Source organism: Pseudomonas sp. dw_358 (genome assembly GCF_018449655.1).
Lineage (GTDB): Bacteria > Pseudomonadota > Gammaproteobacteria > Pseudomonadales > Pseudomonadaceae > Aquipseudomonas.
In genome coordinates, this window is record NZ_JAAVUX010000031.1 from 1 (window position 1) to 11,388 (window position 11,388).

13 protein-coding genes are annotated in these 11,388 nt (G+C 56.2%); all 13 read left to right on the top strand.

What is annotated here, in order from left to right; all coding sequences use genetic code 11:
• Positions 1-832: RHS repeat-associated core domain-containing protein (locus HB675_RS25435; RefSeq protein WP_213881929.1), on the top strand; the 832-nt coding region annotated here is incomplete at its 5' end.
• A 2-nt stretch (positions 833-834) separates the two neighbouring features.
• On the top strand, positions 835-1,332 hold the full coding sequence (locus tag HB675_RS25440; protein WP_213881930.1) for a hypothetical protein: 498 nt from the start codon (positions 835-837) through the stop codon (positions 1,330-1,332).
• A gap of 38 nt (positions 1,333-1,370) precedes the next feature.
• A complete protein-coding gene (gene gspE / locus HB675_RS25445; protein ID WP_213881931.1) occupies positions 1,371-3,062 on the top strand; it encodes a type II secretion system ATPase GspE in 1,692 nt (563 codons plus the stop codon).
• A 3-nt stretch (positions 3,063-3,065) separates the two neighbouring features.
• A complete protein-coding gene (gene gspF, locus HB675_RS25450) occupies positions 3,066-4,277 on the top strand; it encodes a type II secretion system inner membrane protein GspF (protein WP_213881932.1) in 1,212 nt (403 codons plus the stop codon).
• A 16-nt stretch (positions 4,278-4,293) separates the two neighbouring features.
• Entirely contained in the window at positions 4,294-4,716 is a 423-nt protein-coding gene (gspG, locus tag HB675_RS25455; RefSeq protein WP_213881940.1) for a type II secretion system major pseudopilin GspG, read from the top strand.
• 6 nt (positions 4,717-4,722) lie between these two features.
• Positions 4,723-5,175 (top strand): GspH/FimT family pseudopilin, encoded by a 453-nt coding sequence (locus HB675_RS25460; RefSeq protein WP_345945800.1) that lies wholly within the window; start codon positions 4,723-4,725, stop codon positions 5,173-5,175.
• Entirely contained in the window at positions 5,172-5,558 is a 387-nt protein-coding gene (locus tag HB675_RS25465) for a type II secretion system protein (RefSeq protein WP_213881933.1), read from the top strand. Before HB675_RS25460 ends, HB675_RS25465 begins: the two co-directional genes overlap by 4 nt.
• A complete protein-coding gene (locus HB675_RS25470) occupies positions 5,555-6,181 on the top strand; it encodes a prepilin-type N-terminal cleavage/methylation domain-containing protein (protein WP_213881934.1) in 627 nt (208 codons plus the stop codon). Before HB675_RS25465 ends, HB675_RS25470 begins: the two co-directional genes overlap by 4 nt.
• Positions 6,182-6,201: 20 nt before the next feature.
• A complete protein-coding gene (locus HB675_RS25475) occupies positions 6,202-6,894 on the top strand; it encodes a type II secretion system protein GspK (RefSeq protein WP_213881935.1) in 693 nt (230 codons plus the stop codon).
• A 146-nt stretch (positions 6,895-7,040) separates the two neighbouring features.
• On the top strand, positions 7,041-7,991 hold the full coding sequence (locus tag HB675_RS25480; protein WP_213881936.1) for a PilN domain-containing protein: 951 nt from the start codon (positions 7,041-7,043) through the stop codon (positions 7,989-7,991).
• Complete coding sequence (gene gspM / locus HB675_RS25485; RefSeq protein ID WP_213881937.1) at positions 7,966-8,568, top strand: type II secretion system protein GspM; 603 nt, start codon at positions 7,966-7,968, stop codon at positions 8,566-8,568. Before HB675_RS25480 ends, gspM begins: the two co-directional genes overlap by 26 nt.
• Positions 8,568-9,047, top strand: a complete 480-nt coding sequence (locus HB675_RS25490) for a hypothetical protein (protein ID WP_213881938.1) — start codon at positions 8,568-8,570, stop codon at positions 9,045-9,047. Before gspM ends, HB675_RS25490 begins: the two co-directional genes overlap by 1 nt.
• Before the next feature lie 54 nt (positions 9,048-9,101).
• Positions 9,102-11,342, top strand: coding sequence for a type II secretion system secretin GspD (gene gspD, locus HB675_RS25495; RefSeq protein ID WP_213881939.1), 2,241 nt, complete (start codon positions 9,102-9,104; stop codon positions 11,340-11,342).
• The last annotated feature ends 46 nt before the right edge of the window (positions 11,343-11,388 follow it).

Sequence of the window (11,388 nt, forward strand, 5' to 3'; positions counted from 1 at the left end):
CGCGAGCAAGGTGCTGTACCTGCACCCCGACCATCTGAACACGCCGCGGCTGGCGACCGACAGTGCGCAGACCTTGCTGTGGAGCTGGAACAGCGATGCGTACGGGGTAGGGGCACCGAACGAGGATGTGGACGGGGATGGCAATACGACGAGCATCGCACTGCGCTTCCCAGGTCAGGTTTATGATGCGACCAGCCAGCTGAGCTACAACTACTACCGGGACTACAATGCGCAGACGGGGCGGTATGTGCAGAGCGATCCGATTGGGCTGAATGGCGGGATCAATACTTATGGGTATGTCGGAGGAAACCCCTTATCTTACCAGGACCCGTCCGGGCTTTATGGTCTCACAGCTAGCGGAATGTTGGTAGAAGGGGCTGGAGTTGGTGGATTTATAAGCTCTGGAGCTTTGGTTGTTCCTTTGGCATTAACTGGAGACACCCCTAACCGAAATAACTTTTCTTATGCGACTTATACGCGAACAAATCCCGGCACCGGCCAGGTTTATTGTGGTCGGACCTCTGGCTATGGTACGCCTGAAGATTTGGTTCGTACTCGAGGTATGCAGCAAAATCATCTAAATGCCGAGGGCTTTTTTCCTCCGGTGTTGGATAGATTTACAAATGATTATCAAGCCATTCGCGGGCGTGAACAACAGTTGATAGATTTTTATGGAGGAGCGCAAAGCGTAGGTGGCAGCGCTAGAAATTTGATAAACGGGGTTTCTGACTTTAATCCTAGAGGCATCCTGTATGATTCTGCAGCAAAATCATCATTCGGCGCCTTGCCTGATAATTCTCCTGCACGTATTAGAATTTTCGGGGGTAGATAACTATGGAAAAAATTAAGAAAAATAACGCCTTACCAATTGCTGGTGATTTGCTAGCAATTCCAATCAAGGGTGGTAACTACTGTTATGCCGGTTTGACCAGTTTCGGAGATTGTGTTTTTTTTGATTTGATGACCCAGGAACTGGACAAAAATCCAAACCTCAAAGAGGAAAAAATATTATTTAGAGTTTATGTGGATTTAAGGTCAATTAAAAAAAGCAAATGGGAAGTGATAGGTCATTGGGGTTGCGGAGATAACATCGGCCCGGCACGATATCGTAATCAGCCGGTTGGGTCTAACCAGCTCTTTATATATATTAATGGGAATCTAGAAGAGGCTGAATTAGATGCTGTAAGCGATCTAGAGCTGTTTGTGGTTTGGATGCCAATTCATGTAGAGCAAAGGCTAGATGACTATTACAATGGTAGGGCGAATGCTGCCGTGGAGTTCTTTAAGAAAATAAAGAAATATGACATTAATACAGGTCAAGAAATCCCTTAGCGATTAAGCTTCTTAGCTATACAGTGAAAGGGTGGGCAATGAATACACCGGAACAAACTAGAGCGCTAGACGTGCTTTTAATCAGCAAAAGTATTAGGCCCGCCGACGCAGAGCGAGCTCAGGCTCTGTACGCAAGCGAGCCAAATCAAAGCTTTTCAGAGCTGTTGCTGCGCCTTGGTGTGGTCTCCGAGAGAGACCTTGCATTTGCCACGTCTACTGCCTTTGACATCCCTGTCGTTTTTTCTGCAGAGATTTCTGAGCTAGCTGATCGGCCGCCTGCCATTCCTGCGCGCTTTCTTAAGCAGTACCGCCTGGTACCAGTGGAATGGGATAACACCGAAATTCACCTTCTGGTAGCTGATCCATCAGACCTGCCTGCGATCGAGGCTCTGGAATACGCCACTGAACGCAAAGCCCGTTGTTCTATAGGCCTCCCAAGCGAAATCGAACGATTGGTCGAGCAATTTTACGGTCAAGGGCGTTCCATGATGGGGACGCTTACGGAAAGCCTCGTCCAGACCGATGATCATGAAGACGACATCGAGCATCTCAAAGATCTGGCCTCTGAAGCGCCGGTGATCCGCTTGGTCAATTTGGTGATCCAGCGAGCCGTAGAGCTCCGCGCTTCAGACATTCATATCGAGCCTTTCGAGAACATCTTGAAGGTCCGGTATCGTGTCGATGGTGTGCTTCATGAGTCGGAGGCGCCTCCCTCGAGCTCGTCTGCGGCGGTGATTTCTAGGGTCAAGATCATGGCCAAACTAGACATCGCCGAGCGCCGCTTACCTCAAGACGGCCGCATCATGCTGCGTATTCAGGGCAAGGATCTGGACCTGCGCGTTTCGACGATGCCAACTAGCTTTGGCGAGTCAGTGGTCATGCGGCTTCTGGATCGACAGACTGTATCACTGGACTTTCCGAGCCTGGGCTTTGATGGCGAACGGCTGCAGCGCTTTCTGGATGTACTCGAACGACCTCACGGTATTGTCTTGGTCACGGGCCCCACCGGATCCGGCAAGACCACGACCCTGTATGCAGCGCTATCACGGCTCAACAAGCCCGAGCGCAAGATCATTACGGTGGAGGACCCGGTGGAGTACCAGATCGCTGGGATCAACCAGACACAGGTGAAACCTGCCATCGGACTGGATTTTGCAAACGCGCTGCGCTCGATCGTCCGTCAGGACCCGGACGTGATCATGATCGGTGAGATGCGTGACCTTGAGACCTGCCGGATCGCGATTCAGTCCTCGCTTACCGGGCACCTGGTGCTGTCCACCTTGCACACCAACAGTGCTTCGGCGAGTATCACCCGCTTGATGGACATGGGAGTGGAACCCTACCTCATTGCCTCTACCGTGAATGCCATCCTGGCCCAGCGCCTGGTGAGAAGATTGGTGCCTGAGGAATGTGAAACTTATGAACCTTCGGCCGAGTTCATAGCCCTCTACGGCTTGGACCGTTTGACGGTTGTGCGACCTATTAAGCTCTGGCGACCTCGAAAGGGCGTGCCGGACAGCCTTGCTTACAGCGGTCGTAACGCCATTACCGAGCTGCTGGTCATGAGTGATCGTCTGCGTGGTTTGCTGATTGAAAGAGTTAGCGCAACGGCACTGGAGCAGGCGGCGCGCGAGGAGGGCCTGCGCACGCTTTTCGAAGATGGCTTGAGACAAGCTTTGATGGGCCTGACCACGTTTGAAGAAGTCCTGCGAGTGACACGTGGAGAGTAATGGATGACCCAGTACCGATACAGAGCACTGGATGCTGCTGGCCGAAGAGAACAAGGGGCAATCGAAGCAGCTAGCCAAGACGCGGCAACTACCCTGTTGCAGGCCCGCGGACTGATTATCATGGAGGTAGGACCGGCGCAGGCTTCGTCGGGAACCGGTCTGCGGCGGCTGTTCAAACGAGGCCCCCTGAACAGTCGGCAACTCGTCCAGTTCACGCACCAACTGGCAACGCTGCTCGGTGCCAGCCAACCGCTGGACAAGAGCTTGCTCATTTTGCAAAGCCAACCTGGCAACTTGCCGGGTGGTGCACTGGTGACCCGGGTCCGGAACCGCGTCAAAGATGGCCGGCCGCTCTCGCTTGCCCTGGCAGAAGAAACGGGACAATTCACCCCCCTTTATCTGAGCATGGTCAAAGCGGGTGAAGCAGGGGGTAGGCTTGGCGACACCCTTAAGCAGTTGGCTCTTTATCTGGAGCGGGCCCAGGCTCTCAAGGGAGAAGTAACAAACGCGCTCATCTATCCGGCCTTCCTGCTGGTGGGGGTGCTGGGCTCATTGGTATTGTTGATGGCCTATGTGGTGCCGCAATTTATCCCGATATTCGATGGGCTGGGGGTTCCGGTTCCGCTTATCACTCAGTCAGTGTTACGAGCGGGCCAATTTCTAGGTGACTTCGGCCTTTACTTGCTCATCGGTGGTATCGCAGTGGGGATGACGGTCACCGCACGGTTTCGGGAACCTGCCGCTCGACTGCGATGGGATCGCCGTGTGCTGCACTCACGCGGACTGGGGCAGCTACTGCAGCTTCTCGAAACCGCCCGACTGGCACGGACGCTCGGCACGCTCCTTAGCCAAGGCGTGCCACTTCTGACCGCGCTGGGTATCGGACGCCAGGTCTGCAACAACCGCGCGGTACAATCAGCCGTCGACCAGGCTAGCACCCAGGTCAAAAATGGCGGCACTCTGTCAGTCGCACTTGCCATACAAGGGGTGCTACCTGACCTGGCGCTGCAGATGATCGAGGTCGGGGAAGAGTCGGGACAGCTCGATGTAATGCTACTCAAAGTGGCCGAGGTGTTCGATACAGAAGCAAAACGCAACATTGATCGATTACTTGCTGCGCTAGTCCCCAGCCTTACGCTGGTCATGGCTGCCCTGGTGGCTTTTATCATGCTCGCCATCATGCTTCCGCTGATGAGCCTTACGAGCAATATCTGATTTGGAACTCGATACCATGCAAAACACATTTTCGGCGCCTCGGCATCACCGCGGTTTCACCTTGCTGGAGATGCTGGCCGTCATCGTGCTGCTGGGCATCGTGGCCACCATTGTTGTGCGCCAAGTGGGGGGCAACGTGGAGAAAGGCAAGTACGGAGCAGGGAAAGCGCAGATGGCCAGTCTCTCGATGAAAATCGAAAGCTATGCCATGGATGTCGGTTCGCCTCCCAAGAATCTGACCGACCTGATCACCAAGCCGGCAACCGCTAGAAACTGGTCAGGTCCCTATGCCAAACCAAGCGACTTGCAAGATCCCTTCGGCAATCCCTTCGCCTACCGCGCACCAGGTGAACATGGGCCTTTCGATCTGATCTTCCTGGGCCGTGACGGTCAGCCGGGCGGCGATGGGTACAACGCCGATCTTGGCAATTGGGAATAGTCTCAGGTGGCTCGCTGGCAGCGCATGCGGGGCTTCACCTTGCTGGAAATGCTTGCCGTCATGCTTATCATGGCCGTTGGCATGAGCCTGCTGGCATCGAGTATCAACCACGGATTGTCAGCGGCGCGGGACCGGCAGGCCGGCCGCGATCTGACGTTGGCACTGCGTACCGCTCGCTCCCAAGCCATCTCTCAGGGGCGGGCGGTTTACGTGCGTCTGGATATTCTCGACAAGCGCTTCCAAATTTCGGGAGCCCCCGTGCAGTCGTTGCCCACTGACATGACGATCCGGGCTACCACAGCTGCCGGCCAAGTGCCTCATGAGGCAGTGTTTGCTTTTTATCCCGATGGCGCCTCCAGTGGCGGCAATGTCTACCTGGAGCGCGAGGACCGTGCATGGCGGATCGATGTGGCCTGGCTGACTGGCATGGCGGTGTGGCATGAGATCACGCCGTTATGAAGCGGTGTATTGCAGGTAAAAGACGCGAGAGCGGCTTCACCCTGCTGGAGCTGTTGGCCGCGGTGTCGCTGCTGGCAATCGGTTTCTTCGTTGTGTTCAGCGCCATGGGGTCGGCGACCCGATCCTTGCTCAAGGACGACGAAGCCACCCACCTGGCACTTACAGCTCGATCCATTTTTGACGGCCACGCGCGAGGAGCGGTGCAGGTCGGCCAGTGGCAGGGCGATGAAGACAGGGTGCACTGGAATCTGGCCAGCACCGTCATGCGCAGTACCGCTGCAGTAAAACTCTTCAAGCTGGAGTTAACCCTCACCGACGGCTATCGCGAAGAGCATTTCACCACGCTGCGCGCGCAGTCCAGCGACGTCAGGTTGACCCCATGAAGGCGCACAGCAAGGGCTTCACACTGCTTGAAATGCTGCTGGCCATGACCCTAATCGGCGTCATGCTGGTATTGGTCGGCTCCGCGCTGACCAGTAGCCGCCATACCCTGGCAATGTCCAACCGCTACGCCTCAAGGCTGACCGAAGTCCGGGCGGCACAAGATTTTCTGCGCTTGGCGCTCCAGCAGGCACTGGTGCTCGCTTTGGACAGTGACAGGGGTAGAAAACGCAACGTGCTGGCCGGGACGGAACAAGCCATCGAGTTTATGGCCCCCTTGCCCGCCTCCCTGAACGGGGGCCTGCAGGTCCATTATGTTCGATTGGTCGATGATGGTTCTGGAGCCCATGATCTGATGGTGACGTTTACCCCCGTCAACGATTCGGATACCCGATCATGGGGTGAGCCTCAGTGTCTTTTGCATCATGTACGCAGTCTGCATCTGGCGTATCGAGGTTTGGACAACAGCCAGCATCCCACGGAATGGATACCGTCCTGGCCATGGCCTGATCGGTTACCCAACTATGTACGCCTCGAGCTGGAAATTGAAGGTCCGGTGCGTTGGCCGGACTTGACGGTCGCCTTGCGCTCGAACCTGGATACCACGTCATGGGCAGCACCATGACTTGCCAACGCGGAGCGGCCTTGCTGGTCGCCTTGTGGGCACTGGCGTTCCTGGCGGTGCTGATGGGCGGCGTGGTGACCGCTATACGGCTTGAGAATCAGCAGAGCCATCATGCCCTTGACCGCAGCCATGCGTTGATCAGCGCCGAGGCGGGGCTGGCCGTGGCGGTCGAACGCCTGCTCGAGCCTGCGGCTCAGCCGTTGGTGGCTGATGGCAGAGAGTACGAGATGCTGCTGGATGGCGTGAAAGTGGCTTTCTCGGTTCGTAGTGAACGTGGCAAACTGGACCTCAACTTTGCTGATCCACAAGCTTTCGCGCAATTGCTGCTCTATCTGGGCGCTAACCGCATCCAGGCCCCGCAACTGAGTGAACAATTAAGAAGTCTTCGCACGGCCGGTCGCCCTGTGAAAGTCCTTGAACAGGTGCAGGCGTTTAACGGCATGGATTCCGAGCTTTATCAAAAATTGGAGCCCCACATCACCCTGTGGACAGGATTGGCTCAACCCGACACGGCGTTCGCCACTCCAGACGTCCGTGCCGCGTTGGCTTTGGCGAATCCGATCAGTGTCTCTAATAGCCCCGGTTCTATTGTTACTATAAACACTCGTGGCCAGATGTCTGACGGCTTTAGCGCGGGCCTGCACGTCACGCTTTATCTGAATCCTGCGGGAGGAGGCGAGCCACTTTACCGCGTGCTTCGCTGGAAGGAATGAAATCACTCTCCAAAACAAGCGCACTGATGTTGCGCTCAGGGTTCGGCCCTCTGCTGTCCTACTGGCATGCCTCAGTTTTCCCCACGTTCACGCGCTGGTGGGGTCGTCAATTAATCGGATGCATGCCTGCCCGATGGCAACAATGGATGGTCGCCGACAACGAAGAGGTGGTCCATTGGAGGGACGCAGCGCTATGGGACAACAGCGGCACGCAGATAGACCTAGCTAACGCTCGTCTCTCTGGGAGCACCGCCAGGCTTGTGCTGGTGTTGGCTGCCGAAAACGTGTTGACCCGACCGGTCGTGCTCCCGCCGACGGCAGCGTCCGAGCTGTCCGCCATCATGAAATACGAGGTGGACCGGTACATGCCGTTCACGGGGGAGCAGGTTTATCTCGATTACGAAAGGCCGATAGTTCGTCCTGACAAGAGCCTGCAGGTAAACCTTGTTGTCGTGGCCCGGCGTCGGCTGGACGGCATTCTGCAAACGCTCGGTAATCGAGGCATAAAGGTCAGTTCAGTGAGCGCCCTGGATCGCGACGGCCACCAGCTGCAGGTGGATCTGACCCCCAACGATTGGCAGGTCGCAAGAGCAGACCCGCATCGACGTACAGGCTGGATACTGATCACTGTCAGTGTGGCCTTGACCTTGCTGGTCATGCACCTGTGGGTAGTGGATCGTGAAGATCAGTTGGAGATCATGCGAGGCGAAGTCAGGGCTCTGCGTAGCCAGGCCCAGGCCGTACAAAGTCTGCGGCAGAGTCTAAGTGCCGCTCGGGATGAAGGCCAGTATGTCGGTGTTCGCAAAGCCAACGCGTCGTCAATGAGTGGGCTATTGAGTGAACTCAGTCAGTGCATTCCATCCAATACCTGGCTTGAGCAACTCATCATCAACCCGGCTGGCGACGTCAGCCTTGATGGTCAAAGCGAACTAGCCAGCGGCCTGATTGACCAGATGAAGAAATGCACCAGCTTGAGCAATATGGGGTTTTCAGGGGTTATCCAGACCGACGCCGCGACTGGTAAGGATCGGTTTTCGATACTCGCTCATCTCAAGCGGGAGGGTCTGCAGAATGCGCCTGAAACTAAAGCCCCTTGAGCAACGGCTTGTGGCCGTGACGCTCGCTCTGGCGAGTGTGGTGCTCGGGTATCTGCTGTTGGTGCATTGGTGGTTCACTGCGCCATTATCCGTAATGAATGAGGAAGCGCGGACATTGGACGAGACCTACCAGCACTACCAGGTGCTGTTGGCCCAGCGTGCGCCACTGGAGAAGCAGCTGGCCAATGTCCAGGCGCAAGGGTTGGCTGCACAGACCCTGCTGTCAGGCAATGACAGCGGCGCAGCAGGGGCACAGTTGATGGGACTTCTGGCTTCGTATGTTCAGGAGACGGCCATCAACGGCCACAGCTGTTCCATCTCCAATCGCATGCCCGTCAACGGAAATAGCGACAACGGATTCTCGGCCGTCAAGATCAACGTCAATCTGGACTGCGAAAGCGAGCCATTGGCACGGTTGCTGTATCGCCTGGAGACCGGCCATCCTACTTTGATCGTCGAGTCCATGAGTCTGAGGAAACTGGATAACTCGACAACCAACGGTCGACATCACATCAACGTGCAGATGCTCATCACAGGCTACCTGCGCACCGCTGCATCTACAGAGGTGCAACAGTGATGCTGGCACGTCATCGAGCAAACCTGCTGCTTGCTATTCTCGTTTGTGCGCTGACGCTCATCTGCTGGAGCCTTTGGAGACAGCAGGGTGGCAGTATCATTTGGCCAGAATTCTCCAGCACGCCGGTGTTACAGATTCCCGTATCGGCAGTCAGCCCCGTGATCGCATTACCATTGGCCGACTACGCCGCGACTTGGGAGCGACCATTGTTCAACCCTTCTCGGCAGCCGGATCCTGTTGCTGCGTCTGCCCCTGTAATGGCCCCGAGCCTTGATGGCGTTCAGGTGACCGGCATTGTCCTGACCGGGCAAACTCGGCTGGTCTTGATCAAGCAAGGCGAAGCCCGGTTCAAGATCAAAGAGGGGGATACGCTGCCCAATGGGTGGAAGGTCACCTTGGTCGGCGAGCGTCAGGTTCAACTGATCTATGGCAGCAAAAGCGCAACCCTCTGGTTATCGGGAACAAAGCCTAAGCCCTGATCCCGGACATACGATTTTTTCTCATTTGTGACGATCTACTAAGGACAGTGCCACGTGGCCTACCGCTCTATTTCATGTTGTTTGACGATTGCTCTGGTCCTTCAGGGTTGCGTGGCCCCGACCAATTCACAGCCCAAGCGCGAAGACGCCTTGATACGGGAAGGCCTGGCTGGAACTGGGGCTGATCGTCCTAGGGTTGAGGCAGCCGTTTTGCCCTCGTTGGACACCAACGTGAGCCAGCCACCGTCTTCGGCAGCGCAGCAGATCATCCGCGGCAACCGTAGCTTCGTTGCGCCCGGAAAGGTACCTTCTCTTGCTCAGCCCAAACCGGTGGGGGCTGATGGTATCTCCCTCAACTTTACCAATCAGCCCATCCAGACGGTGGTAAACATAATTCTGGGCGATATCCTCAAGGAAGACTTCAGCATCGCTCAAGGCGTGACCGGTGACGTGACATTTTCCACCTCCAAACCTGTTGCTCGAAGCGAAGCTTTGTCCATTCTGCAGACCTTGTTGTCCTGGACCAACAACGCTCTGATCCGCCAAGGTAATCGCTTCGTCGTGCTCCCGGCCAATCAGGCCGTAGCAGGGCAGTTGGTACCTCGTCTTTCGATAGGCCAACCGGCCAGCGGACTGACTGCACGCCTGTACGTACTGGATTACCTGTCGGCCTCTGAAATGCAGAAGCTGCTCAAGCCTTTCGCTCGTGAAAATGCCTTTCTGTTGGTCGATGCCTCGCGCAATGTCCTGGTCATGGCGGGTACTCAGGAAGAGCTCAATAACTACCAGAGCACAATTGATACGTTCGACGTGAACTGGCTCAAAGGCATGTCCATTGGTGTATTTGGGCTTAAGCGCGCAAATGTCGGCGAATTGATGCCGGCGCTAGACCGAATGTTCGGCCCTCAAAGCGGTACCCCCATGGCAGGCATGCTGCGTTTCCTGCCGATCGAACGTACCAACGCGATCGTGGCGATTTCCCCGCAGCCTGAGTATCTCAACGAAATCAGCCGATGGATCGACACCATTGACCAAGGCGGTGGTAACGAGCCCCAGATGTACGTGTACGACGTGCGCAATTTAAAAGCCACAGACCTAGCCGGCTACCTGCGTCAGATCTACAGCAATGCCCCCAGCGGTGAGACACAGGCTGCCCAAGTGGCCCCAGGATTGCGCACCATGACTCTGTCTTCAAACGGTGTCAGCAGCGGCGGGCTGGGCAGCAGCGGTACCTCAATGGTCAGTGGCCAAGGCGGCTTAGGCAGTATGGCGTTGGGAAACAACTCAAGGAGAGAGCCGAGCAGCGACAACGGCACGCAGACCAACGATACCCAAGCGGATGCGCCACCTACGTCCAGCGATAATGGTGCTGGCAATAACGGGGTCAGGATCACCGCAGAAAAAGCTACCAACCAGTTGCTGGTGAGATGCCGACCCACTGAGTGGGCGGAGATCCACTCGGCAATCCAACGCCTGGACAGCCTGCCGATGCAGGTGCAGATCGAGACCCGAATTCTTGAGGTCAGCTTGACGGGATCTCTTAATTTAGGCGTGCAATGGTATCTGGGCCATCTGGCTGGCAACTCGACGACGTCGGGTATCCAGAACGTTTCGGGAAGCCAGGGCGCCTTGGGTGCTGGCGGAGCCGCCCTCGGCAGTACCGATGCGCTGTTCTACTCTTTTGTGAGCAATAACCTGCAGATTGCGTTGCATGCCTTGGAAACCAGCGGCAACACACGGGTGCTCTCCGCCCCTTCCCTGGTGGTGATGAACAATCAGCAGGCGCAGATTCAGGTGGGTGACAACATCCCCATCAATCAGACGACCATCAACACGGGCAGCTCACTGGTCACGACCAGTTCGGTACAGTACATCCAGACAGGGGTGATTCTGGATGTGGTGCCCCGGATCAATCCAGGCGGTCTGGTGTACATGGACGTGCAGCAGCAGGTCAGTGATGCCAGCGCCATTACGGACGCCAATGGCAATCCGACTATTTCTACGCGAGCCGTGTCGACCCAAGTGGCCGTTCAGAGTGGTGAGACAGTGCTATTGGGTGGCTTGATCAAGGACAACCGCGTCGACAGCAACAGCAGCGTTCCGTATCTCGGGAAGATCCCGGGGCTAGGTTGGCTTTTTGGCAACACCAGCCGCAGTCGTGGCCGGACCGAACTGATTGTTCTGATCACGCCAAGGGTGATTTCCGGGAGCAGTCAAGCGAAAACGATTACAGATGAGTATCGTGAACAGCTGCAGTTGATGCAGCCTCGTCCTTCAACTATCAGTGGAGGATGAAGCGTTTTAGATCCCTCCAAGCTAGTAGAGCGCTCAGGGGTCCAAG